Consider the following 24,741-nt stretch of genomic DNA (forward strand, 5'->3'; position numbering starts at 1 on the left):
GCCCGCATGGCCGGCATCCACATCACCGACATCGAATCCGCCATCAACTGGTGGCGCGAGCGTTCGCCCTCGCCCGACGGCATCACCGCGTGCAAGGAGGTGCTCGCGCTGGCCGAGATCTATGCGCTGATGGTGTACTACCACGAGTCGGAGTGCGACGAAGACTCGATGCCGCCCAAGGCGCGCGACGCCTGGCTCGCCTGGTACGCAACTACACCCGATGCGCCGTGCATCGCCATCTGCTCCACCAGCCAGGGCGACGACATCTGCAAGGGCTGCGGCCGCACCTTTGACGAAGTGCAGCACTGGACGGTGATGAGCCCCGCCGAGAAGCGCCATACCTGGCGGCGCATCACGATGGACGGCACGGCCTGGCGCTTCAACCGCTACAGCGAACGCGCCGGCACGCCACCACCCGCCTCCGGCGCGCCCGAGGAACCGGCTTGACCAGAGCGCGCGCCCTGCTGCACAGCGCGCGCCGCATCGCCCCGCTCGCCTGGCCGGTGTTCATCGGCCAACTGGCCGTGCTGGGCTTCAGCACGGTCGACACGATCATGATCGCGCGCTACGCCGCGGTCGATCTCGCCGCGCTGGCCGTGGGCGCGGCGGCCTACATCACGGTGTTCATCGGCTTCATGGGGATCGTGCTCGCCATCGGCCCGATCGCGGGCCAGTTGTTCGGGGCGCGCAGGCTGCGTGAAGCCGGGCAGCAGTTGCACCAGAGCATCTGGGTCGCGCTGGGTCTCTCGCTGATCGGCAGCCTGCTGCTGTGGTTTCCGGAACCGTTTCTGTTCGCGGCCAAGGCCTCGCCCGAAGTGGCCGAAAAGGTTCGCGGCTACCTCGGCTACCTCGCGCTCGCCTTGCCGCCGGCGCTGCTGTTCCAGGCATTCCGTGGCTTCAACACCGCGGTCTCGCGGCCCAAGATCGTGATGGGGCTGCAACTCGTCGGCCTCGGCTGCAAGGTGCCGTTGAACGCACTGCTGATCCATGGCCTGCCGGCCTGGAACCTGCCCGCCATGGGGGCAGCCGGTTGCGGGCTGGCCAGCACCATCGTGATGTGGCTCCAGCTGCTGCTCGCGTGGTGGGTGTTGCGGCGCGATCCGTTCTATGCGCCTTTCGGCTTGCATGTCACGCACCTCGATCGCCCGCACGCGCCGAGCTTGAAAGAACTTCTGCGCCTGGGGGTGCCGATGGGCCTGTCGATCCTGATCGAGGTGACCGGCTTCACCTTCATGGCCATCTTCATCTCCCGCCTGGGTGCCACGGCCGTGGCCGGCCATCAGCTCGCGGCCAACCTGGTGGCGCTGATGTTCATGATGCCGCTTGCGATCGCCAACGCCACGAGCACGCTGGTGGCCCAGTCGATCGGTGCCGACCAGCCCGGTGACGCGCGGCGGCTCGGCTGGCACGGCCTGCAGATCGGCGCGCTGATCGCCGCCGGGCTCGGCGTGCTCGTGTACCTCACGCGCGAGAGCGTGCTGCGCGCCTACACCGACAACCCCGCCATCCTGGCCGCCGCCATGCCACTGCTCGCGTGGGTAGCGGTGTTCCACCTGGCCGATGCCACGCAGACCATCGCAGCCTTCGTGATGCGTGCCTACCGCGTGGCCACCTTGCCGATGGTGATCTATGCCGTGGCGCTCTGGGGCGTCGGGCTGGGTGGCGGTTGCGTGGTGGCGTTCAATCTCACTGGGCTCACGCCTCCTTCGCTCCAGGGCGCGCCCGGGTTCTGGTCAGCGGCCGTGACGGGGCTCGTGCTCTCGGGAGTGGGCCTGTGTGCGCTGATGGCGTGGGTGTTGAAGCACAAGCACGGCGGCGCGCAGGCCGCGTAGCGCTGGTGTTCAGGCGGTCGGCAGGCGCAGCTCGAAGCAGCTTCCGCCGCCCACACGTGCAAGGCAGCGCACGCTGCCGCCGTGACGCTCTGCGATCTGCTTGACGAGGCTCAGCCCAAGGCCCACGCCCCCGGCCTGCTCGGCATGGCCGGGCATGCGATAGAAGGGCTCGAAGATGCGCTCGCGCTGTGCCTCGGGCACGCCAGGCCCGCGGTCGCATACCTGCACGCTCACGTCCTTGCCTTCTTTTCCAACCAGCGCGGTGATCTCGCCGCCCCCGTAGCGGCGTGCGTTCTCCAGCAGGTTGCGCAGCGCGCGGCGCAGCAGGCGCTCGTCGCCAGCCACGATGGTCGGCGTGCCTTCGACGGCGGCGTCCACCCGCGCGCCCTCCTCGGCCGCGAGCGCCAGCAACTCCACCGGGCCGTGCCGCTCGACGTGCCTGACGGCATCGAGCCGGCTGGCGAGCAGAACCTCCTCGACCAGGGCATCGAGTTCGGCCACATTGGTGTCGATCTCGCGCTTGAGGCGCGCCTGCTGTTCGGGTGACGCCTCGTCGAGCATCGATACCGCCATCTTCATGCGTGCGAGCGGCGAGCGCAGTTCGTGGCTCGCGTTCGCCAGCAGCGACTGATGCGAACGCACGAGTGTCTCGATGCGTTCGGCGGCCTGGTTGAAGCTGGCAGCGACTGCCGCCACTTCATCGCGCCCGGACACTTCGACACGGTGATGCAACTCCCCCGCGCCGAACTGCTCCACCCCCTTCTTCAACGCCTGCAGGCGGCGGGTCAGGTGGCGCACCGCGGGCCAGGCACCGATGGCCACGGCCACGAACAACAGGCCCAGCACGACCACCGGGCCGATGCCCTGCTGCCAGGCCGAGGGCACAAAGGCCATCGACGGGCGTGGCGGCGGGCCACCCGGCTCGCGGGAGGGTGGCGCGCCGCTCACCGCGCGCGACATGGGCCGGAAGCCCGGCCGCATCACCCACAGCACGCGCCCGTCGTCCAACGACACGGGAAAGCCGCGTGCGCCGGTCTCGGCCTGGCGGCGCTGAAACGACTCGGATGCTCCGATGCGTACGCCATGGCCATCGTCGAGCGCCAATGGCATGCGCAGGCGCTGCGACCACTCGGCCAGGGACGCGGCCTGCTCGGCCGCTGGCGCCTCGGGCGGAGGGAGCGAGCGCTGGAGCAAGTCACCCCAGGCCGACATGCGCTCGACAAGCGTGGAATCGGCCGCGCGGCGCTCCAACTCGATGTGGTGCTGGAAGAACCAACCGGAACCGAACGCGAACAGCAGCAGCACGGCCACCACGGTCAGGTAGATGCGCAGGGTGAGCGTTCTCATGTCATGACCACCCCTCGCCCGACGCGTACGTCGGACGATCCCCCAAGGGGGTGCGTACCAGCTCGGGAGCGGCCCGGCGCTCGACCCACCGTGTGTGTCTCATCCATCATTCGTCGTCGTCCGCGTCCTGCTTCTTGGCGAACACGTAGCCGGCGCCGCGCACGGTGAGCACACGCCGCGGGGCCTTCGGGTCGTCTTCGATCACCGCGCGGATGCGCGAAATGTGAACGTCGATGGAGCGGTCGAAGGCTTCGAGCGGGTGGCCTTTCAGGCTGTCCATGATCTGGTCGCGCGAGAGCACGCGACCGGGGCTTTGCGCCAGGACCACCAGCAGATCGAACTGGTGGCTGGTGAGATCGCACGGCTGGCCGTTCAGGCGGGCCACGCGTGCGCCGAGGTCGATCTCCAGGCGACCGAAGCGCAACACCTCGTCGGCGGCGACTTCCGGCGTGGCACGGCGCAACAGCGCCTTCACGCGGGCCAGCAGTTCGCGCGGCTCGAAGGGCTTGGGCAGGTAGTCGTCGGCACCGAGCTCCAGCCCGACGATGCGGTCCATCGGCTCGCCACGGGCCGTGAGCATCAACAGCGGCAGCTTGCGCGTGCGCGCGTTGTTGCGCAGTTCGCGGCAGAGGTCGAGGCCGTCGCCATCGGGCAGCATGAGGTCGAGCACGAGAGCGTCGTAGGCCTCGGCGGCCAGGCGCTCGCGGCCTTGCGCGAGCGAGCCGGCCACCTCGACCCTGTAGCCGGCCGAGCCCAGGTAGTCACCCACCATCGTCGAGAGGCGGGCGTCGTCGTCGATCATCAACAAGCGGGCACTCATTGCAGATGCTTCTCCAGGACCAGCGCGCGGCACCGGATCGTGCCGCGCGGCCAGGGTCGAATCAGAACACAAGGCCGGCCCCGATTCACTGGGCGGGGGCGCTTGCACCGGGCTTGCGGTGCTCCATGCGTTTCTGCATGCGGTCCTTCATGTGCTGCTCGCGCTTCTTGATGCGCTCGCCGAGCTTCACGCGCTGATCGGGCGTGAGCACGTTGCTCACATCGAGCATCGCCTGGCTGACGCGCTTGCTCACCTGATCGTGCTGGGCCATGCGTTGCTGGCGCAGGGCTTCAACGGCACGGGCGTCGACCACCGGCGCGGTGAAGACCGCCAGAGCCTGGTCACGCTGACCGCGGTTGGCGTCGTGCAGGGCCTTCAGGTCGGCCGATGCCGCTCGGGCGATCTGCTTGATCTGGGCGCGCTGTGCGTCGGTGGCGTTCAAGCCGTCGAGCATGCGGTCGACACCGCGGTCGGTGCGCTCAGCCGGGCCGAACAGCATGCCCGGCGCGCCGAACTCGGCGTGGGGGCCACGCGGGCCGCCATGTGACGGCTGCGCCCAGGCCGTGACGGCCACCGAGCCCGCCAGCGACATGACCAGGCCGATCACCACTCGCTTCATGCCCCGGGCGGCGCTGTTAGCGGCCGGGGTTTGGGTCGTCTTTGTTGCAAACATCACGAATCTCCTTGCAGTCGTGGACACGTTCATCCACGACGTCATGGTCGCGTCGGGGGGTGAAGCCGCCGTGGCTGGGGGGTAAAGATCTGTGAACAGCGACTGGCCGTCAGCGCACGCCAAGGAGCCGCCGCCTCAAGCCGGCGGGTGAGTGGTCGATAACCGGGAAACCGCTTGGTCGAAACACCCGGCCGCGGCCTACCCGAATGTCGAAGCCCACCGCCACCATCGACAACGTCGTCCTGCTTCGGCGCGCCAGCGCGCCAGGGCCGGCTGTCGCTGCGCCCCTGCCCACGCCTCCGCGGCCCGGGCAGCAGGGCGCCGATGGTGCGCGCGAAGACAGAGTCGAGGAAGACGGCAGCGAGGACGAAGGCCAAGCCGCCGCCAGCGAGCGCACCAGCGACCAGCGCGGCGAAGGACGCCGCCGCGCCTGGCAGCGCGAGAACTGGGCGATCGCCGGCAGTTACGTGCTCAATGGCGTCTTCCTGGAGGCGTTCGCGTATGTCGGTTCGCTCTCCTGGGCCGCCGGCCTGCTGTATGCCATTCCCGGGCTCGTCTCCAGCGCGATCGCGGCCTGGCTGATCGGTACGCGGCGCACGGAACACCTGCGCGACCCGAGCCTGTCGGCGCTGCACGCCGTGGTCAGCGTGTCGGTCGGCCTGATCGGTGTGGGGCTCTTCCCGCAACTGGCGTTCGCCTACGCGCTGATGCTTTTCACTGCGTTCATCACCGCCACCTACCGCATGCCCAAATGGCAAGTGCTGCTGATGCTCGGGGTCACTGCCAGCATGTTCGCCCTGCTCACCGTGGGCCAGGCGCGATGGTTGCGCATCTCCAACCAGTCGGCCGCAATCCAGTTCGTGAACTGGCTTTTCTTCGTGAGCGCGCTGGGCCGCTGCGTGCTGCTCAGCGTGATCAACGCCAGAAACAACCGCCTGCTGCGCGACCGTGGGCTGCAGATGAAGGCCACGCTCGCCCAGATCGAGCGATTGGCCAATCATGACGAACTGACGGGCGTGCTCAACCGACGCCGCCTGCTGCAGATCCTGCGTGAAGAGATGGACCACACCGACCGCAACGGCACGCCGGTGAGCGTGGCGCTGTTCGACCTGGACCACTTCAAGACCATCAACGACACGCTCGGCCACCACACCGGTGACCTGGTCCTCAAACAGTTTGCCGCCGCCGTGCAGGCGCAGGCGCGTACCACCGACCGCTTCGGCCGCTACGGCGGCGAGGAGTTCCTTCTCGTGCTGACCGGCGCAGACATCGAGCACGCCCACCGTGCCGTGGAGCGCACGCGCAACGCGCTGAGCCTCGTCGACTGGGGCGCGATCGCACCCGAGCTGCGCGTGACCTTCTCCGCCGGCATCGCCACCTACCGTGATCGCGAGAGCCTGGAGCTGCTTCTGGGCCGCGCCGACCTGGGCCTGTACGAGGCCAAGCACGACGGCCGCAACTGCACCCGCGCCGCCTGAGGACGCCACCCCATGCACACAGCCGCCCTCGCCACGCCCCAAGACGTCTCGGCCCTCCAGGCCGCGCGCGATGCCGAGCGCAAGAAGACCGCGCATTGGGTGCGCAACTGCCACCTCATGGCCTTCAGCTACGTGCTCGACGGCTTGTTCCTCGCGTTGTTCTACCTGGCCGGCACCATCGGCTGGGAGCCGGTGCTGATCTACACGCTCGGCGGGCTCGCGATCAGCCTGGGCACGGCCGCGCTCATCCGCACTGGCTGGACCCACCGGTTTAAGGACCCAGGCATCACCATCGCGCAGACCATCGTCTCGCAGGCGATCCAGCTAGCCTTCATGCACTACGTGCCCGAGGTCGGGTTCATGTTCGTGCTGCTGCTGTTCGTCATCTACTCCACCGTGGCGATGCGGGTCGAGGTGCGCGAGGCCATTACGGCCTGGGTGGTCATCAGCGCGGCCATGGGCCTCGTGCTGATGTTCAGCAGCCAGCCTCCGCGCGTCCCCGCGTCGAGCCTCGCCGAACAGGTGATCGCCATGGGGTTCATCGCACTGACGCTGTGGCGTTGCGTGTGGCTCGGTTCTTACAACAGCAACATGACGGCGCTTCTCAAGAAGCGTGGCCGCGAGCTCGCCGAGCTCACCAAACGTGTGGACATGATGGCCCATCACGACGAACTCACCGGTGTGCTCAACCGCCGCAGCCTGCTCAATGCGCTGCGCGACGAACAGCAGCGCGCCGACCGCCAGAAGCAGCCGCTGTGCGTGGCGCTGCTCGATCTCGACAAGTTCAAGTCTGTCAACGACACGCTGGGCCATCTGGCCGGCGACAAGACGCTGAAGATCTTCGCTCGCACGCTCACCGAGCACACCCGCCGCTCCGACCGTTTCGGGCGCTACGGCGGTGAAGAGTTCCTGCTGATCATGACCAACACCGACCGGGACAGCGCCCTGGTTCCCATTGACCGCATGCGTGAGGCATTGGAACGCGCCGACTGGAACGAGGTCGCGCCTGGCTTTGGCATGACTTTCTCGTGCGGCGTGGCCTGCTATCAGCCGGGCGAAAGCGTCGAGGCGGTTCTGCAGCGTGCCGACGAGGCGCTCTACCGCGCCAAGGACGACGGCCGCAACTGCACGCGGCTGGGCTGAGCCGCCGCGCCGGTCGGGCTCGACGAACGCACTCGTCCTACATCAAGGTCGGATTGCGCCGACAGCGCGGGCCCGCCCGCCTGCCTACATTGGCGCATCCACCCGGCTTGGAGCAAGCAACATGATGAAACGCGGACGAGTCGCAAGCGACGTGTCGATGATCCTTCGCGGCGCCGGCGCACCACGCGCCGTGCCCCCCGGCCCCTGCTGGGTGCTTGAGGGCCCGCACTGGATCGCCCTCATGTGGCACGAAGGCACCGAGCGCCACACCGCCGAGATCTCGCAGCGCGACTACGCGAGCTTCCTGGAACAGGGGTGCATCCAGTTCGCCGATGGCAACGCCGACAGCGCCGGTCCGGCGCTCCTGCGCGGCAATCGCATCCACCCGCGCGAGCCCCACACACCCGTAGCGGCGCTCAATAGCCGCTGGTGAGTCGACCGGGCGGTCGCGCTGGCCGCGGTCGTCACGGTAGCGCGACCTCATCGCTGCCGTTCAGGCGCTGGTGATCGACTCGCCACCCGCAGATCGACGGCACAGCCAATCGGAGATGCCATCCAGCAGCGCCACGGGGTCGGCTGGCTTCACGAAGTGGTGGTTGAAACCCGCCGCCTCGGCCTGGAGCCTGTCTTCGCGCTGGCCATAGCCGGTGAGCGCGATCAACAGCAATTCGCGGTGAGCCTCCGATTGACGCAGGCGCCGCGCGACCTCGTAGCCGTCGAGCACCGGCAGCCCGATGTCGAGCACGACCACCTCGGGCGCGAACGAGTTGACGACCGCCAGCGCTTGCGCGCCGTCAGCGGCCGTCACGACCTCATGACCACCCAACTCGAGAAACGCTGCCACGCTGCGCGCCGCATCGCGGTTGTCGTCCACCACCAGAACGCGGCAGGCCTGCGGCGTAGCCCGCGCACTGGGGGCGGGCGCCACATCGGTGCCGCTCACGAGGCCGACGCATGGCAGCCGCAGGGTGAACTCCGAGCCCCGCCCCGTCCCCTCACTGGCCGCCACGAGGCTGCCGCCATGCATCTCGGCCAGGCGGCGAGCCAGCGTGAGGCCCACCCCCAGGCCACCTTGCGTGCGATCGAGCCCACGCGCGCCCTGCGTGAACAGGTCGAAGATGTGGGGGAGCAGATCGGGGCCGATGCCCATGCCATGGTCACGCACCCGGATCACCGCGCCCTGCTCACCCTGCGTGGCATGGACTTCGATCAACGTACCGGTTTCGCTGTACTTGCTGGCGTTGTTGAGCAGGTTGGACACAACCTGCGAAAGCCGCGCGAAGTCGCCCTGCATCCACATGGATTCGGCGGGTAGAGACACCCGCAGACTCTGGCCGCGTGAGTCGATCAGGGGCTGAGCCGTCTCCACGCTCTGCGAGATCACCGCGTTCAGATCGAGCCGCTCACGCGCCAGCACGATCTTGCCCTGGCTGATGCGTGCCACATCGAGCAGCTCGTCGATCAGCCGCGTCATCTGGCGCACCTGCCGCACCATGATGTCGCTCGCCCGTTCGAGCTTCGGGTCGTGCGGCGCCACGCGGCGGATCACTTCGAGCGCGGTGCGGATCGGCGCGAGCGGGTTGCGCAGTTCGTGCGACAGCATCGCCAGGAATTCGTCCTTGCGCCGCACGCTTTCCTGCAGGCTCAGCTCGACGGCGCGCCGCTCCACGATCTCGCTTTGCAGGCTGCCGTAGAGATTGGCGTTCTCGATGGCCACCGCCGCCCGCGCAGCCAGGTCTTCGAGCATGACCCGATTCAGGCGGTGCGCCGCACGGTCGTTGGCCACGAACAGAACACCCAGCAAGCGGTCGCCGTTGATCAAGGGCAATGCGGCAGCCTCGCGCCACGGGCCGGCGTCTGCAGCGCTCGGCGCGCCCCAGCCCCGGCCGAGCTGTTCGAGCTGCAAGCGGTCGAGCATCACGCTGCGCCGTTCGCGCGCCGCGCGCGCCAACGCGACCTTGATCACGCCGCCGAGCTGCGCCTGCGGCACCGAACGCGCCTCGCCGCCCCAGCACACCAGCACCTCGGCAAGCGCACCCTGGTCATCGGGCGGCGCCACCAGCGCGGCGCGTGCCAGCTCGGGCGCTACCAGGCGCAGCAGTTCCTGGCGCGCCACCTGCACCTGCAGCGATCGGTTGAGCACATCGCTGGCGGCCGAGAGAAACGCAGAGCGCCGGTCGCTTTCTTCGGCTGCCAGCCTGGCGGCCTCGGCCGCCGCCACCGCGGCGCGTGCATCGGCCTGCCGCTTGAGCTGCCGCTGCAGGGCGAACAGACGCACGAACACGCGCACCTTGCTGCGCAGAATGTGCGGCACCACGGGCGACAGGATGTAGTCCACCGCCCCCAGCGCATAGCCGCGCTCGGTCTGGATCTCGTCGGCGTACGAGGTGATGAAGATGATGGGCGTGTCGACGGCGCGCTTGTACTGGCGGATCAGCGAGGCGGTCTCGAAGCCGTCGATGTCGGGCATGTTCACGTCGAGCAGGATCACCGCGAACTCGCGCTGCAACACCTCGCGCAATGCCTCGCGACCGGAGCGCACGAAGACGAGCTCCTGGTCCAGCTCCTCGAGCACGGTGCGAAACACCAGCAGCTTCTCGGGCAGGTCATCCACGATGAGGATGCTGGTCTTCTCCTCTCCATCGGGCTCGGCCTGGGCGGCCGACCGGCCTGCGGGTCGATCGCGATCGGCTGTCATGCGCAGAGCCACCCGCGCAGCGCAACCAGCAGGTGGGCGGTGTCCACCGGTTTGCTGAGGTAGTCCCAGGCACCGGCCTCGATGCATTTCTCGCGGTCGCCCTTCATGGCCTTGGCCGTCACGGCAATCATCGGCAGGTCACGACCACGCGGCAGGCGCCGCAGGCGCCGCATGGTCTCCATGCCGTCCATCTCCGGCATCATGATGTCCATCAGCACCACGTCGATGGCCGGGTCGGCCTCCACGAGGCGGATCGCATCACGCCCGTTCTCGGCCGAGACGATCACCATGCCCTGCTCGTCGAGAACCGTCGCCAGCGCGAAGATGTTGCGCATGTCGTCGTCGACGATCAGCACCTTCTTGCCTTCGAGGCTGCGATCCGATTGCTGCGTGGCGAGCACCGACAGCCGCTCCTGCTCGGACATGGCCGACTCGCCGCGGTGCAAAAAGAGCGCCGTCAGGTCGAGCATGCGGCGCAAGTTGTCGGTGTGCCGCAGCGCGAATGCGCTGTGGCCCCGCTCCCACGCATTGGCAACCGCCGGGTCGTCACCCACCAGCACGATGGGCAACTGGCGCGAGAGCGGGCGAGACTCCATCAGCTCGATCACGTCCTCGGGCCCGAAACCACCGTCCATGCCGTCGGTCACGATGCAGTCGACATCGCCCTGGGCCATGGCGCGGCGCATGGCGTCGGCCGACTCGCACAGCATCACGTCGGTGTCTGCCTCGAGGGCGGCCATGAAGCTCTCGCGCAGGTTCGACGGCTGCATCGACACCAGCAGGCGCCTGCGCGAGCGGCCCACATAGTCGTGCAGCTGCTGAAGAGCAGCCTGCACCTCGTCGCGAGACTGCAGCGGCTTGGTGAGAAAGCCCACTGCCCCGCTGCGCAGTGCGCGTTCGCGGGAGTCGTCGGTCGAGACGACGCATACAGGTATGTGGCGTGTGGTCAGGTCAGCTTTCAGCCGCTCCAGCAGCCGCCAGCCTTCCATGTCGGGCAGGTGGATGTCGAGCGTGACCACCGCCGGCTGGAAGTCCTTGATCAGAGCCAGCGCACCGGCGCCGCTGTTGCTCACCAGCCCCTTGAATCCGACATCCCGGGCGGCGTCGAGCAACACGCGCGCGAACGCTATGTCGTTCTCCACGATGAGAAGGACGCTGTCGCTGTGCAGGATGTCGGTGCGGTCGTCGTCAGCGACATCGGGCAACAACGCGTAGTCGGTCTCGTCGTCGGCCGCGGGCGGCGGGCTCGCGGGCTCATGCTCGCGTGGCACAGCCCGCTCCGGGCGCGGCGTCGGATCGGGCGTGCTGCTGCGCGCGTGGCGGCTGCTGCGCGGTGGGCTGTAACTTTGCGGCAGGTAGAGCGTGAAGTTGCTGCCCTGCCCCGGCGCGCTCACGAGGCGAATCTCGCCGCCCAACAGGCGTGCCAGCTCGCGGCTGATCGCCAGGCCAAGGCCGGTGCCGCCGTACTTGCGCGAGGTGGAGCCATCGGCCTGCTGGAAGGCCTCGAAGATGATCTGCTGCTTGTCGCTCGAGATGCCGATGCCGGTGTCCCTGACCGAGAAGGCCAGCACCTGGCCGGACCGGTTGAGCTCCTCGTTGTCGCGCGACCAGCCGTCGCGAGCCACTTCGATCGACAGATGGACCTCGCCCTGCGGCGTGAACTTGAAGGCGTTGGACAGCAGGTTCTTGATGATCTGCTGCAGGCGCTTGACGTCCGTGACCACCAGCTTGGGCAGCGGCGGCGTGGCAACGATCTCGAAGCCCACGTGCTTGGCCTCGGCCACGTGGCGGAAGCTGCGGTCCACGCTGCGTTGCAGGTCTTCGAGCCGCAGCTCCGAGACATCGAGCACCACCGTACCCGACTCGATCTTCGAGAGATCGAGGATGTCGTTGATGAGGGCGAGCAGGTCGTTGCCCGAGAGGTGGATGGTCTTGGCGAACTCCACCTGCTTGCCGCTCAGGTTGCCCTCGGCGTTCTTGCACAACTGGTCGGACAGGATCAGCAGCGAGTTGAGCGGCGTGCGCAGCTCGTGCGACATGTTGGCCAGGAACTCCGACTTGTACTTCGACGTCAGCGCCAGCTGCTCGGCCTTCTCCTCCAGCGCCTGGCGTGCCTGCTCCACCTCTGCGTTCTTGCGCTCCACCTCCTGGTTCTGGTGCACGAGCAGCCGGGCCTTCTCCTGCAGCTCCTCGTTGGTCGTTTGCAGTTCTTGCTGGCGGTTCTGCAGCTCTTCGGCGAGCAGCTGCGACTGCTTGAGCAGATCTTCGGTGCGCATGTTGGCGCTGATCGTGTTGATCACGATGCCGATGGATTCGGTCAGCTGGTCGAGGAAGGCCTGGTGCGCCGGGTTGAAGCGTTCCAGCGAAGCGAGCTCCAGCACGCCACGCACTTCGCCTTCGAAGACGATGGGCAGCACCAGGATGTCGAGCGCCGCGCCATCGCTCAGGCCGGTGGCCACGCGGAACGAGGCGGTCGGCACGTTGGTCAGCAGGATCTTGCGCTTCTCGATCGCGCACTGGCCGATCACGCCCTGCCCGAGCTCGATCTCCTTGCCGTGCGCCGCTTCCCCGCCCGAGGCGTAGCTCGCAAAGAGCTTGAGCTTGCGCTCCTGCGGCTGCGTGCCCAGCACATAGAACTCGGCCTGCTGTGCGCCCACCACCGGCGCGAGCTCCGAGAGGATCAGCTGGCCGACGGTGATCAGGTCCTTCTGACCCTGGAGCATGCGGCTGAACTTGGCGAGGTTGGTCTTCAGCCAGTCCTGCTCGGTGTTCTTGTGCGTGGTGTCCTTCAGGTTGCGGATCATCTCGTTGATGGTGTCCTTGAGCGCCGCCACCTCGCCCTTGGCCTCGACCGTGATGGATCGCGTCAAGTCGCCCTGCGTCACGGCAGTCGCCACCTCGGCAATGGCGCGCACCTGGGTCGTCAGGTTGGCGGCCAGCTGGTTCACGTTTTCCGTGAGGCCCTTCCATATGCCGGCCGCGCCTGGCACCTTGGCCTGGCCGCCGAGCTTGCCTTCCACGCCCACCTCGCGCGCCACCGAGGTCACCTGGTCGGCAAAAGTCAGCAGCGTGTCGGTCATCGAGTTGATGGTCTCAGCCAGCGCGGCCACCTCGCCCTTGGCCTCGACGGTCAGCTTGCGGTGGAGGTCGCCGTTGGCCACCGCCGTGACCACCTTGGCAATGCCTCGCACCTGGCCGGTCAGGTTGCTGGCCATGAAGTTCACGTTCTGCGTCAGGTCCTTCCAGGTGCCCGACACGTCGCGCACCTGTGCCTGGCCGCCCAGGCGGCCTTCGGTGCCCACCTCACGCGCCACGCGCGTCACTTCGGCGGCAAAGGAAGAGAGCTGGTCGACCATGGTGTTGATGGTGTTCTTCAGCTCCGAAATCTCGCCCTTCACGTCCACCGTGATCTTCTTGGACAGGTCGCCCGCCGCGACCGCCTTGGTCACGTCGGCGATGTTGCGCACCTGGCTCGTGAGGTTCGAGGCCATCAGGTTCACCGAGTCGGTGAGGTCCTTCCAGGTGCCGGCCACGCCCTTCACATCCGCCTGGCCGCCGAGGTTGCCTTCGGTGCCCACCTCGCGCGCCACGCGCGTCACTTCGGCGGCAAAGCTGCGGAGCTGGTCCACCATGGTGTTCACGGTGTTCTTCACCTCGGAGATCTCGCCCTTCACGTCGACCGTGATCTTCTTGGAGAGGTCGCCCGCGGCCACCGCCTTGGTCACGTCGGCGATGTTGCGCACCTGGCTGGTCAGGTTGCCGGCCATGAAGTTCACCGACTCGGTGAGGTCCTTCCAGGTGCCGGCCACGCCCTTCACGTCGGCCTGACCACCGAGGATGCCTTCGGTGCCCACCTCGCGCGCCACGCGCGTCACTTCGGCGGCGAAGGAGTTGAGCTGGTCCACCATGGTGTTGATGGTGTTCTTGAGCTCCGAGATCTCGCCCTTCACATCCACCGTGATCTTCTTGGACAGGTCGCCGGCCGCCACCGCTTTGGTCACGTCGGCGATGTTGCGCACCTGGCTGGTCAGGTTGCCTGCCATGGAGTTCACCGAGTCGGTGAGGTCCTTCCAGGTACCGGAGACACCCTCCACCCGCGCCTGGCCACCGAGCGAGCCTTCGGTGCCCACCTCGCGGGCCACGCGCGTCACCTCGGAGGCAAACGAGCGCAGCTGGTCCACCATCGTGTTGATGGTGTTCTTGAGCGTGAGGAACTCGCCCTTCACGTCCACGTCGATCTTCTTGGAGAGGTCGCCCTTGGCCACGGCGGTGGTCACGTCGGCGATGTTGCGCACCTGGGCGGTCAGGTTGCCGGCCATGGAGTTCACCGAGTCGGTGAGGTCCTTCCAGGTGCCGGCCACGCCCTTCACGGTGGCCTGGCCGCCGAGCTTGCCTTCGGTGCCCACTTCGCGCGCCACACGCGTCACCTCGGCCGAGAAGTTGCCGAGCTGCTCCACCATCTTGTTGATCGTGCGCGCCGTGCGCAAGAACTCACCCTCGAGCTCGCGCCCTTCGATCTCGAGCGCCATGCTCTTGCTCAGGTCGCCCTGCGCCACGGCGCCGATCACGCGGGCCACCTCGCTCGTCGGGTGCACCAGGTCATCGATCAGCGCATTCACCGAGTCGATCGATTCGCCCCAGAAGCCCCGCGTTTCGCGCAGCGAGGCGCGCTGCTTGATCTTGCCCTCTTTGCCGACCACCTGGCGCAGCCTCCGCAGCTCGCCGGCCATGGCCTCGTTCTGCTCGACCAGTTCATTGAAGACGTCGGCCACCTTGCCCGGCAGGCCTTCCCAGTCGAGCGGCAATCGCACGCTGGCGTCGCCACGGCGCAACTGAGTCAAGGCGGCCAGCAATGTGGCCATCTCGCGCCCGGCTTCGTGCCCGGCATCTTGTTGGGGCACCGCCATCGCTGCGGCATCGAGGACTTTCATGGCATCCGCCTTCCACTCTTCACGACTGCGCATCTTGTGTGCCCTGGTCGCTCCTCGCCCTGGGCTTGTAAAGGCGCAGCCGGGAGCAAGCGTAGAAGCGGCCTACGCAGTTACGCGAAGGACGATCGACAGGCAGCGTGTAGGACGACGCCGCATCTTGCGTAGGGGCACCGTCTGAGGCGGGTTCTGGAGGGGGTCGAGTGCATTTCTGCACGCTAGACTTTTTTGCGATTTTTGCCTTGGAGTACCACTTTGAAACCCGTCTCGATCCTCTATGTCGAGGACAGCGAAGACCTGCGCGACACCATCAGCATGCTGCTGGAGGGCCCCAACCGCGAAGTAAAGACTTGCGCCACCGGTGAAGAGGCGCTCGCGGAGTTCGCCAAGCAAGACTACGACGTGCTCGTCACCGACGTCAGCCTGCCCGGCATTTCAGGCACCGATCTGGCCCGCAAGCTCCTTGCGGACCGTGCAGATCGCTGGATCGTGTTGTGCTCAGGCTACGAGTTCGCCGACCACCTGCACCTGTTCGGGCCGAACGTGCGCGCGCTGCGCAAGCCCTTCGAGCCCGATGACCTCGACGACCTGATGAACGGCATCGTCGACTCTGTCGCCGCGGCGCATTGAAGGCCGCGCCCTCACGCGCCCAAAAAAGAGCCCGCGCGAGGCGGGCACAAGTCGAGAGGAAACGAGAGGAAAGCTGACCTCGGCCTGAGCGTCAGCCCTTCAGGAATCGAATCATCTGGAACATCGCCACGATGCTCAGCCCCACGATGAGCCCGCTGGCGAACAGCAGTTTGAGCACGCCGACGCGGTTGTCACGGCGCTGGCGGTTGCGCGCCGACGAGGGCGTGTCGACCAGGTAACCGCTCAGGGTGGAGTAACCGGTGCTGCGGCCGAAATCGGTCGGGCGCTCGTCGGCGGGTTCGTGGGCCCAGTCGAACACCTGGGTCGGCTTGAAGTCGGGGGCGTGGCGGCGGCTCATGCCCGCAAGTCTCCCGGAGACACACACCTTGATACAACCCTCGCTCACGGGGCTCGGGGCCACCCAGGCGTGGGGCCGAACGCCCCGACCGGACGCCTCGCACCGCATCAGGATTGAGTCGTCGCGTGCCCTTCTATGGCACCAAAGGGCAATAGACCCAGTGGGCGCAGCGTGAAAAACTGCCTGTTACCTCCCCCCGAACAGGCTGATTCCCCACCGACATGTCGCGAGCCAGACGCGAACGCGCCAAACGCAGAGAGAACCAGGCGGCGCTCGGCGATACGCCAGCCCCTGCCGCAGCCCCAGCGGCCCCGGCACCGGCCGGTCGTCGTCGCCCTCACCCCCTCTGGATGTATCTCGTCGCCATCACTGGGGTGGCCGCCATCGGCTACGCCGGCACCCTGTGGTGGCTGTCGAACCGCAACCCGGCGCCCACCAAGATCGAAGTCATCGCCGGCGATGGCGTCAAAGGCCCCGCCGAGATGGTGTGGGTCCCGGGGGGTGAGTTCCTGATGGGCAGCGATCACAAGCTCGCGCAGGCCAACGAGAAGCCGGCCCACAACGCCCGCGTCAAGGGCTTCTGGATGGACCGCCACCACGTCACGAACACGCAGTTCGCCACCTTCGTGAAGGCCACCGGCTACGTCACCACCGCCGAGCGCAAGCCCGACTGGGAAACCATCAAGCCCCAGGTGCCGCCCGGCACGCCCCGCCCGCCAGAGTCGGCGCTGATCGCCGGCGCGATGGTGTTCACCGGCACCAATGCGCCGGTGCCCGACTACCGCGACTTCTCGCGCTGGTGGAGCTATGTGCCCGGGGCCGACTGGCGCCACCCGCGCGGCCCCGGCAGCTCGATCGAAGGCCTGGGCGAACACCCGGTCGTGCAGGTCAGCTACGAAGACGCCCTTGCCTACGCCACCTGGGCCGGCAAGCGCCTGCCCACCGAAGCCGAGTGGGAGTTCGCCGCCCGCGGCGGCCTCAGCCAGGCCACCTACGCCTGGGGCGACGACTTCGCGCCCGACGGCAAGCCCATGGCCAACGTCTGGCAGGGCCAGCAGGCCACGCCCTTCCCCGTCGTCAGCCCCAAGGCCGGCGGCGCGCTGGGCACCTCGCCGATCGGCAGCTTCCCGGCCAATGCGTACGGCCTGTTCGACATGACGGGCAATGCCTGGCAATGGGTAGCCGACTGGTACCGGGCCGACCAGTTCGCACGCGTCGTCAAGAGCGGCGCCCCGCAGGTCGACCCCACCGGCCCCACCGACAGCTGGGACCCGGCGGAACGCGGCGTGCCCGCAGACGCCCCCCGGCGCGTCACGCGCGGTGGTTCCTTCCTCTGCAACGAGGCCTTCTGCATGAGCTACCGCCCGAGCGCCCGGCGCGGCACCGACCCCTACACCAGCATGTCGCACCTCGGTTTCAGGCTGGTGATGGACGAGACCACATGGCAGCAGCGCGCCAAGGCTGCCGCCGCACAGACGACACAACCCAACGGTGGCTGATGACGCCACGCCAAAAGAGGAGCCGCTGATGAACCTTCCACTCGCCACCCGCCGGGTCTTCCTGGCACTGGGCGCCGCCATCGCCACCGGCTTGGCCGGTTGCGCGAGCACGCCGTCGAGCACCGACCCGCTGCCGTCCTGGAACGACGGGCCCTCCAAGAAGGCCATCGTCGAGTTCGTCACCGAAGTCACCCGCAGCGGCGGCCCGTCGTATGTGGCGCCCGCCGAGCGCATCGCCGTCTTCGACAACGACGGCACGCTGTGGGCCGAGCAGCCGCTTTACTTCCAGTTCATCTACTGGCTCGACGTGGCCAAGGCCGCCGCGCCGCAACACCCCGAGTGGAAGAGCAACCCCGCCTACGACGCCGTGATGAAGGGCGACGTGGCCGGCGCACTGGCGAACCAGAAGGCGCTGTTCGAGATCCTCACCGCCGCAAGCGCCGGCATCAGCGTCGAGGAATACGACAAGAGCGCCCGCGACTGGCTCGCCAAGGCACGCCACCCCAAGACCGGCCGCCCGTATACCGAGATGGTCTACCAGCCGCAACTCGAACTGCTGGCCTACCTGCGCGCGCAGGGCTTCAAGACCTTCATCGTCTCGGGCGGCAGCCATGAGTTCATGAGGCCCTGGGCCGAGGCGGTGTACGGCATCCCGCCCGAGCAGGTGGTGGGTTCGTTCACGCCGCTCAAGTTCGAAAACTACAAAGGCAGCCCGGCCCTGGTGCGCCAGGCCGGCCTGGAGATGAACGACGGCCCCACCAAGCCCGTGGGCATCTACCGCCAGATCGGCCGCCGGCCCATCATGGCCGTGGGCAACTCCGACGGCGACCTGCAGATGATCCAGTACACGACCGCAGGCCCCGGCCGCCGGCTCGGCGTGATCGTCCACCACGACGACGAGGCCCGCGAATTCGCGTACGACCGCAAGAGCCACATCGGCACGCTCGACAAGGCTTGGGACGAAGCCACCGCCAAGGGCTGGACCGTCATCAGCATGAAGAGCGAATGGAAGCAGATCTACCCGCCGAAGAAATGAGGCAGCAAGACCAGGTGCCGCTTCGGCAGCACCCGACCGAGAGAACTTGCCGGCACCGGGCCGGCGAGACAGTTTGACCCAGCAAAGGAGCGACAACCATGCAGTTCTCGTTGAAACAGGTACTACGCACAGGAGGACTCGCGATCGCGGCAACCGCGACGATCCTCTCGCTCGCGCAGCCACTCGCCGCACAGGCGCAGACCAAGAAGCCGAACATCCTCGTGATCTTTGGCGATGACGTCGGGCAGACAAACGTCAGCGCCTACGGCCAGGGCGTGGTCGGCTACAAGACGCCCAACATCGACCGCATCGCCAAGGAAGGCATGATGTTCACGGACTACTACGCCGAGAACAGCTGCACGGCGGGGCGCTCCACCTTCATCACCGGCCAGACGGCCAAGCGCACCGGCCTGAGCAAGGTGGGCCTGCCCGGTGCTCCGGTCGGCCTGCAGGCGCGCGACATCACGATCGCCGAAGCGCTGAAGGCCCAGGGTTACGCCACCGGCCAGTTCGGCAAGAACCACCTGGGCGACCGCGACGAATACCTGCCGATCAAGCACGGCTTCGACGAGTTCTTCGGCAACCTGTATCACCTGAACGCCGAAGAAGAACCCGAACGCCCGTATTGGCCGAAGGACAAGAACGACCCCTTCGTCAAGAAGTTCTCGCCGCGCGGCGTGCTCAAGGCCTCGGCCGACGGCAAGATCGAAGACACCGGCCCGCTGACCAGCAAGCGGATGGAAACGATCGACGACGAAACCACCGCCGCCGCGATCGACTACATGAAGCGGCAATCGTCCGCCGGCAAGCCTTTCTTCACCTGGATGAACTTCACCCGCATGCACCTGTTCACGCACGTGCGCGAGTCCATGCGCGGCCAGTCAGGGATGCCCGGCAACGAGTACGCCGACGGCATGATTGAAATGGATGGCAACGTCGGCAAGCTGCTCAAGGCCGTTGACGACCTGAAGATCGCCGACAACACCATCGTCATCTTCACCACCGACAACGGGCCCAACCAGTTCAGCTGGCCCGACGCCGCCACCACGCCGTTCCGCAGCGAGAAAGACACCAACTGGGAAGGCGCCTTCCGCGTGCCGGCCATGGTGCGCTGGCCGGGCAAGATCAAGCCGGGTGAGGTCACCAGCGAGCTGTTCTCCGGCCTCGACTGGTTCCCGACCCTGCTGGCCGCCGCGGGCGACACCGGCGTGAAGGATCGGCTCGCCAAGGGCACGACCATCGCCGGCAAGAGCGGCAAGATCCACCTCGACGGCTACAACCAGCTCGACCTGCTGACCGGCAAGTCGCAAAAGGGCGCACGCGAGGAGTTCTTCTACTTCAACGACGACGCCGAACTGGTGGCCATGCGCGCCGGCAACTGGAAGGCCGTGTTCTGCGAACAGCGCGCGCCAGGCGGCATGCAAGTCTGGGCCAACCCCTTCACCTGCCTGCGCCTGCCCAAGCTCTACAACCTGCGCATGGACCCATATGAACGGGCCGACGTGGTCTCGGACCAGTACTACGACTTCCAGACCAAGAACGTCTACCTGACGATCGAGGCGCAGACCCGGGCCGTCGCCCACCTTCAGACCTACATCGACTACCCGCCGAGCCAGTTGCCGGCCGAGTTCGGCATCAACGATGTGCAACGCGAGATCAACGAGCAGATCAGAGAGAAGCTCCACAAGGCTCCGGCCAAGAAGTAAGCCCTTGAGGCTCACCCCGGCTCGATGAGCCGATCCGGCGCGGAGACGGGCATGACAGCCCGCCTCCGCGCCTTTGCTTTTACATTGCTCGCTTTCACCCCCTGGCAGCCATGACCGCGACCTCCAGCGTGCGCACGACCCCCCCCCGAGAACCCATGGCTGCTGCAGAGACCGAGCCCGCGGACCAGGCAGGCGGCTTCCACATCGCCCTTCCCGCGCTGCTGCTCTTCCTGTCGGGCGGCGCGGCCCTGGTCTATCAGGTCGTGTGGATCAAGCAGCTCTCGCTGGTGGTGGGTGTCGAGGTGCATGCGGTGAGCATCGCCGTGAGCGCGTTCTTTGCCGGGCTCGCCGCCGGCGGCTGGTGGCTGGGCCGCCTGACCGACCGCATGAGCCGGCCGCTGCGCCTGTGCGCGGGCCTGGAGCTTGGCATCGCCGCGCTGGCCGTCGCGACCACCGTGGCGCTCTCGCTTGCGGCACCCGCCTTCGTGGCATTGCAATCGAGCTTGGGCCCGCTCGCCTGGCTGCTGCCGCTCGTGCTCGTGGCGGTGCCGGCCTTCCTGATGGGCGGCACACTGCCGGTGCTGATGCGCAGTGCCACTGTCACGGCCCATGGCGCCCAGGTCGCCACCCACGGCGGGCGCCTGTACGCCGCCAACACGGCCGGCGCCATCGCGGGCGTGCTGCTCGCAGCCTTCGTGCTGATCCCGGCGCTCGGCGTGCGCGGCAGTGTCTATGCCGCGGCCTGCGTGAACATCGTCGTGGCCGTGCTGGCGCTGCTGATCGATCGCAGCGCGGCCGGCGCTACCGATGCCGCCCTGGCTGACGCGGCCACGCCCGCCAGCTCGCGCACCGCATTGATCGTCTACGCCATCGCCGGCGGGCTGGCACTGGGCTATGAAGTGGTGTGGTCGCAGGCGATCGTGCAATTCATGAGCACGCGCGCCTATGCCTTCGCCATCGTGCTGGCAACCTACCTGGCGGGCCTCGTGCTCGGCAGCGCGCTCGCCGCGAAGCACGCCGACCGCACGCGCAACGCGTGGGGCATGTTCGGCGTGTTGATCGCGCTGGCCGGGCTGGTCGCGCTGCTGGAGTTCGTGGTGCTCGGCGCGTGGCTGCCGTCGTGGCAAACGGCCGTGGCCCGTGCCGTGACGACCGAGAACCCGCTGGTGGCGATGAGCGCGCGCTTCGCCGTGGCCGCGGCGTGCATCGTCTTCGTGCCGACCGTGCTGCTGGGCGCGGCCTTCCCGTACGCACTGCGCCTGGCTGTGGGGCCGGGGCGCGTCGGCACGGGCGTCGGGCGGGTCGTGGCGGTCAACACCGTGGGCGGCATTGTCGGCTCGTTGGTCGTGGGCTTTGCACTCGTTCCCGCCCTGGGCCTGGTGCGCACGCTCGCCTTGCTGGCAGTGGCGGCCGCCGCGCTCGGGGCCTTCGCCGCGTGGCGGGCCGAAGGCCGCTGGCGGGTCGCCGCACCCGCGCTCCTGGTGGTGACACTCATCTCCGCGCTGCTCGCCGCCCCCGACCGCCTGGCCACCCTGCTGGCGCAATCGCGCGGCGGCACGTTGGTGGCCTACGAAGAGAGCCGCGGCGGCACGGTGGCGGTGATCGAGCAAGGCAGCGGCGGCCGCAAGTTCCGCCGCCTGTACATCCAGGGCGTGTCGAACTCGGGTGACACCATGACCTCGCTGCGCTACATGCGCCTGCAGGCACTGCTGCCACTCATCGTGCACAACGGCACGCCGCAGTCGGCGCTGGTGATCGGGCTGGGCACGGGCATCACGGGTGGTGCGTTGCTCGCCTGGCCGGGCCTGGAGCAGCGCGAGGTGGTCGAGCTGCTGCCCGCGGTGGTGCGCGCAGCGCCCAGCTTCTCTGGCAATTACAACCTGACGGCCGACACCCGCATGACGGTTCGCGTGCGCGACGGCCGGCACGAGCTGCTGGGCAACCCGCAGCGCCACGACCTGATCACGCTCGAACCCCCGCCGCCCTCGGCCGCCGGCGTGGTGAACCTTTACGCGACCGAGTTCTACCAACTGGCGGCCAAGCGCCTGCAGCCGCGCGGGCTCGTGGCGCAGTGGCTGCCGCTGCCCACGCAGAACGACGCCGACACGCGCGCGCTGGTGCAGAGCTTTCTTGCCGTGTTCCCCCATGCCACGCTGTGGACGACCGAACTGCACGAGATGCTGCTCGTGGGTTCGCTGCAACCCATCGAACTCAATCTGGCGAGCATCCGCCAGCGCTTCGCGCAGCCCACGGTGGCTCGCGCGCTGGGCGCCGTAGGCATCGCCTCACCCGAGGCGCTCCTCGCCACCTGGGTCACCGACCGCGCGGGCCTCGCGCGCTACGCTGGCGACACACCCGCCGTGACCGACGACCGCCCCGCCATCGAGTACGCGCCCTGGGTGCGCCGCGAAGAATTCCCGATGACGCTCTCGAACCTGATCGAGCTGCAGACCGAACCGCCCCTCGAAGGCGCCGACGAGGCCTTCACCGAGGCCGTGAAGGCCGAGCGCGCCACGCTGATGGCCTTCTACCGGGCGGGCCTGGCGGCCTACATCGGCGACCGCGATGCCTGGGCCCGGTCGATGAACCGCGTGATGCGCGCCGATGGCGACAATCCTTACTACCGCTGGTTTGGTGGGCAGACGCGCTGAAAGCGCAGTTCACCGCCTGGCCGACCCAGCCGCCGAATCGGCCTGCACCAACGTGCAATGGACGCCCCCCGCGGCGAGGCGCAGACTCGACCGGTCCGTTCTCAGCCACTGGGGATACGCGTGCAAGCCATCGCGCGGCACGCCCTGAACTCGCCACTCGGCCAAGCTGAGCAATGTGCCTGCCGAACGGTCGGACCGGGTTCGCCCTGGGCCGGACAGAGAGTGATTCCGCCACTGGATCGACCACAGGAGAAACGCAAATGAACCTCAGCTTACCGGCACTGCGCCGAAGCACCAGCCTCGCGCTGGCGGCCACGGCAGCCACCTGCGCGCTCTTCATGCCGCCGACCGCGCAGGCACAGACGCAAGGCAAGAAGCCCAACATCCTCGTCATCTTCGGTGACGACGTCGGTCAATCCAACATCAGCGCCTACGCGCACGGGGTGGTGGGCTACACCACGCCCAACATCGACCGCATCGCCAAGGAAGGCATGATGCTGATCGACTACTACGCCGAGAACAGCTGCACCGCAGGGCGCTCGTCGTTCATCACCGGGCAGTCGGTGTTCCGCACCGGCATGTCGAAGGTGGGGCTGCCAGGCGCGTCGGTGGGCTTGCAAGACCGCGACATCACCATCGCCCAGGCCCTCAAGCCGCTGGGCTACGCGACCGGCCAGTTCGGCAAGAACCACTTGGGCGACCAAGACCGCTTCTTGCCCACCAAGCATGGCTTCGATGTGTTCTTCGGCAACCTGTACCACCTCAACGCCGAAGAAGAACCCGAGCGCCCGTACTGGAACAAGAACGACCCCGAGTTCCTCAAGTTCTACAGCCCGCGCGGCGTGCTGCGAGCCACGGCCGACGGCAAGATCGAAGACACCGGCCCGCTCACGCGCAAGCGCATGGAGACGATCGACGACGAAACCACCAGCGCCGCCATCGACTACATCAAGAAGCAGGGGCAGGACGGCAAGCCCTTCTTCGTGTGGATGAACTTCACGCGCATGCATGTGTTCACCCACGTGCGCCCCGAGTACCGCGGCAAGGCCGGCCTGGGCAACGGCCACGAGTACGCCGATGGCATGTGGGAGATGGACCAGAACGTCGGCAAGCTGCTCAAGACACTTGAAGACGCCAAGCTGAGCGAGAACACCATCGTGGTGTTCACGACCGACAACGGCCCCAACTTCTTCTCGTGGCCTGATGCCGCCAACACGCCTTACCGCAGCGAAAAAGACTCTGGCTGGGAGGGTGCCTTCCGCGTGCCGGCGGTCGTGCGCTGGCCTGGGCAGATCAAGCCGGGCTCGGTGAGCACAGGCCTGTTCTCGGGGCTCGACTGGTTCCCCACCCTGATGGCAGCAGCCGGCGATCCTGGCATCAAAGACAAGTTGCTGAAGGGCACCAGCATCGGCGGCAAGACCGCCAAGATCCACCTCGACGGGTACAACCAGCTCGACGTGCTGACCGGCAAGACGACCAAGAGCCCGCGCACCGAGTTCTATTACTTCAACGACGACGCCGAACTCGTCGCGATGCGCTACGACGTGCTGCAACCGGGCGCGACGACGCCCACCTCCTGGAAGATCAACTTCTGCGAGCAGCGCGCCCCCGGCGGCATGGAGATCTGGAAGGAGCCCTTCACCTGCCTGCGGGCCCCCAACCTCTACAACCTGCGCATGGACCCCTATGAGCGAGCCAGCGTGGGCCCCACCAACTCGTGGCACCAGTTGGAAACAGAGAACCCGTACATCCTGATCGACGCGCAGCGCCGCGCGGGGGCCTTCCTGCAGACCTTCGTCGACTACCCGCCGAGCCAGATCCCGGCGAGCTTCACGATCGACCAGATCGAAAGCAACGTGAAGCGGCAGGTCATGGAGAAGATGCGCAGCAACCCACCGAAGTAGCCTGGCAACCCAGGGGCGAGCCCAGCCGCAAGAGGCTC

17 protein-coding genes are annotated in these 24,741 nt (G+C 67.6%); 11 read left to right on the forward strand and 6 right to left on the reverse strand.

Annotated features, from left to right (window positions below):
* The first annotated feature begins 6 nt into the window (after positions 1-6).
* Both AC1KAR_RS12005 and AC1KAR_RS12010 read left to right on the forward strand, forming a co-directional pair.
* Positions 7-447 (forward strand): DUF3717 domain-containing protein, encoded by a 441-nt coding sequence (locus AC1KAR_RS12005; RefSeq protein ID WP_480317932.1) that lies wholly within the window; start codon positions 7-9, stop codon positions 445-447.
* The gene (locus AC1KAR_RS12010) at positions 444-1,832 is read left to right on the forward strand and encodes an MATE family efflux transporter (RefSeq protein ID WP_480317934.1); all 1,389 of its coding nucleotides are present in this window, start codon (positions 444-446) and stop codon (positions 1,830-1,832) included. Before AC1KAR_RS12005 ends, AC1KAR_RS12010 begins: the two co-directional genes overlap by 4 nt.
* Before the next feature lie 9 nt (positions 1,833-1,841).
* Here AC1KAR_RS12010 and AC1KAR_RS12015 read toward each other — a convergent pair whose 3' ends face one another.
* The 3 genes from AC1KAR_RS12015 to AC1KAR_RS12025 form a co-directional block, all read right to left on the reverse strand.
* Complete coding sequence (locus AC1KAR_RS12015; protein ID WP_480317936.1) at positions 1,842-3,179, reverse strand: sensor histidine kinase; 1,338 nt, start codon at positions 3,177-3,179, stop codon at positions 1,842-1,844.
* Between the two features lie 106 nt (positions 3,180-3,285).
* Positions 3,286-3,999 carry a response regulator gene (locus tag AC1KAR_RS12020; protein WP_480317938.1) on the reverse strand — a complete coding sequence of 238 codons (714 nt, stop codon included), beginning with the start codon at positions 3,997-3,999 and terminating at the stop codon, positions 3,286-3,288.
* An 85-nt stretch (positions 4,000-4,084) separates the two neighbouring features.
* The gene (locus AC1KAR_RS12025) at positions 4,085-4,672 is read right to left on the reverse strand and encodes a Spy/CpxP family protein refolding chaperone (protein WP_480317940.1); all 588 of its coding nucleotides are present in this window, start codon (positions 4,670-4,672) and stop codon (positions 4,085-4,087) included.
* A 206-nt stretch (positions 4,673-4,878) separates the two neighbouring features.
* On the opposite strand from AC1KAR_RS12025, the gene AC1KAR_RS12030 reads away from it, so the two are divergent.
* The 3 genes from AC1KAR_RS12030 to AC1KAR_RS12040 all read left to right on the forward strand — a co-directional run bounded on the left by AC1KAR_RS12030 (position 4,879) and on the right by AC1KAR_RS12040 (position 7,726).
* On the forward strand, positions 4,879-6,150 hold the full coding sequence (locus AC1KAR_RS12030) for a GGDEF domain-containing protein (protein ID WP_480317942.1): 1,272 nt from the start codon (positions 4,879-4,881) through the stop codon (positions 6,148-6,150).
* Between the two features lie 12 nt (positions 6,151-6,162).
* Positions 6,163-7,293 carry a GGDEF domain-containing protein gene (locus AC1KAR_RS12035; protein WP_480317944.1) on the forward strand — a complete coding sequence of 377 codons (1,131 nt, stop codon included), beginning with the start codon at positions 6,163-6,165 and terminating at the stop codon, positions 7,291-7,293.
* 124 nt (positions 7,294-7,417) lie between these two features.
* Positions 7,418-7,726: a hypothetical protein gene (locus AC1KAR_RS12040; RefSeq protein ID WP_480317946.1), complete on the forward strand. Its 309-nt coding sequence runs from the start codon at positions 7,418-7,420 to the stop codon at positions 7,724-7,726.
* Between the two features lie 60 nt (positions 7,727-7,786).
* On the opposite strand, the gene AC1KAR_RS12045 is transcribed toward AC1KAR_RS12040, so the two are convergent.
* Both AC1KAR_RS12045 and AC1KAR_RS12050 read right to left on the reverse strand, forming a co-directional pair.
* Positions 7,787-9,991 (reverse strand): response regulator, encoded by a 2,205-nt coding sequence (locus AC1KAR_RS12045; protein WP_480317948.1) that lies wholly within the window; start codon positions 9,989-9,991, stop codon positions 7,787-7,789.
* A complete protein-coding gene (locus tag AC1KAR_RS12050; RefSeq protein ID WP_480319409.1) occupies positions 9,988-14,853 on the reverse strand; it encodes a HAMP domain-containing protein in 4,866 nt (1,621 codons plus the stop codon). Before AC1KAR_RS12050 ends, AC1KAR_RS12045 begins: the two co-directional genes overlap by 4 nt.
* 321 nt (positions 14,854-15,174) lie before the next feature.
* On the opposite strand from AC1KAR_RS12050, the gene AC1KAR_RS12055 reads away from it, so the two are divergent.
* Positions 15,175-15,549: a response regulator gene (locus AC1KAR_RS12055; RefSeq protein WP_480317950.1), complete on the forward strand. Its 375-nt coding sequence runs from the start codon at positions 15,175-15,177 to the stop codon at positions 15,547-15,549.
* Between the two features lie 91 nt (positions 15,550-15,640).
* Here the strand turns inward: AC1KAR_RS12055 and AC1KAR_RS12060 are convergent, their stop codons facing one another.
* Complete coding sequence (locus tag AC1KAR_RS12060) at positions 15,641-15,907, reverse strand: hypothetical protein (protein WP_480317952.1); 267 nt, start codon at positions 15,905-15,907, stop codon at positions 15,641-15,643.
* Positions 15,908-16,257: 350 nt separating this feature from the next.
* Between AC1KAR_RS12060 and AC1KAR_RS12065 the strand changes: the two genes are divergently transcribed.
* From AC1KAR_RS12065 to AC1KAR_RS12085, 5 genes are all read left to right on the forward strand, one after another.
* Entirely contained in the window at positions 16,258-17,406 is a 1,149-nt protein-coding gene (locus AC1KAR_RS12065) for a formylglycine-generating enzyme family protein (RefSeq protein WP_480317953.1), read from the forward strand.
* A 28-nt stretch (positions 17,407-17,434) separates the two neighbouring features.
* Entirely contained in the window at positions 17,435-18,442 is a 1,008-nt protein-coding gene (locus AC1KAR_RS12070; RefSeq protein WP_480317955.1) for an HAD family hydrolase, read from the forward strand.
* A gap of 98 nt (positions 18,443-18,540) precedes the next feature.
* Positions 18,541-20,148 carry an arylsulfatase gene (locus tag AC1KAR_RS12075; protein ID WP_480317957.1) on the forward strand — a complete coding sequence of 536 codons (1,608 nt, stop codon included), beginning with the start codon at positions 18,541-18,543 and terminating at the stop codon, positions 20,146-20,148.
* Between the two features lie 155 nt (positions 20,149-20,303).
* Positions 20,304-22,799, forward strand: coding sequence for a fused MFS/spermidine synthase (locus AC1KAR_RS12080; RefSeq protein ID WP_480317958.1), 2,496 nt, complete (start codon positions 20,304-20,306; stop codon positions 22,797-22,799).
* Between the two features lie 260 nt (positions 22,800-23,059).
* A complete protein-coding gene (locus AC1KAR_RS12085) occupies positions 23,060-24,703 on the forward strand; it encodes an arylsulfatase (protein WP_480317960.1) in 1,644 nt (547 codons plus the stop codon).
* Positions 24,704-24,741: the final 38 nt, after the last annotated feature.

This window comes from Piscinibacter sp. PDB1-1 (assembly GCF_056675995.1).

Coding starts and splice junctions, on each gene's coding strand:
- AC1KAR_RS12080 (WP_480317958.1), top strand. CDS start 20,304: ATGGCTGCTGCAGAGACCGAGCCCGCGGACCAGGCAGGCGGCTTCCAC.
- AC1KAR_RS12005 (WP_480317932.1), top strand. CDS start 7: ATGGCCGGCATCCACATCACCGACATCGAATCCGCCATCAACTGGTGG.
- AC1KAR_RS12040 (WP_480317946.1), top strand. CDS start 7,418: ATGAAACGCGGACGAGTCGCAAGCGACGTGTCGATGATCCTTCGCGGC.
- AC1KAR_RS12070 (WP_480317955.1), top strand. CDS start 17,435: ATGAACCTTCCACTCGCCACCCGCCGGGTCTTCCTGGCACTGGGCGCC.
- AC1KAR_RS12060 (WP_480317952.1), bottom strand. CDS start 15,907: ATGAGCCGCCGCCACGCCCCCGACTTCAAGCCGACCCAGGTGTTCGAC.
- AC1KAR_RS12050 (WP_480319409.1), bottom strand. CDS start 14,853: ATGGCCACATTGCTGGCCGCCTTGACTCAGTTGCGCCGTGGCGACGCC.
- AC1KAR_RS12065 (WP_480317953.1), top strand. CDS start 16,258: ATGTATCTCGTCGCCATCACTGGGGTGGCCGCCATCGGCTACGCCGGC.
- AC1KAR_RS12025 (WP_480317940.1), bottom strand. CDS start 4,672: ATGTTTGCAACAAAGACGACCCAAACCCCGGCCGCTAACAGCGCCGCC.
- AC1KAR_RS12015 (WP_480317936.1), bottom strand. CDS start 3,179: ATGAGAACGCTCACCCTGCGCATCTACCTGACCGTGGTGGCCGTGCTG.
- AC1KAR_RS12075 (WP_480317957.1), top strand. CDS start 18,541: ATGCAGTTCTCGTTGAAACAGGTACTACGCACAGGAGGACTCGCGATC.
- AC1KAR_RS12020 (WP_480317938.1), bottom strand. CDS start 3,999: ATGAGTGCCCGCTTGTTGATGATCGACGACGACGCCCGCCTCTCGACG.
- AC1KAR_RS12035 (WP_480317944.1), top strand. CDS start 6,163: ATGCACACAGCCGCCCTCGCCACGCCCCAAGACGTCTCGGCCCTCCAG.
- AC1KAR_RS12030 (WP_480317942.1), top strand. CDS start 4,879: ATGTCGAAGCCCACCGCCACCATCGACAACGTCGTCCTGCTTCGGCGC.
- AC1KAR_RS12085 (WP_480317960.1), top strand. CDS start 23,060: ATGAACCTCAGCTTACCGGCACTGCGCCGAAGCACCAGCCTCGCGCTG.
- AC1KAR_RS12045 (WP_480317948.1), bottom strand. CDS start 9,991: ATGACAGCCGATCGCGATCGACCCGCAGGCCGGTCGGCCGCCCAGGCC.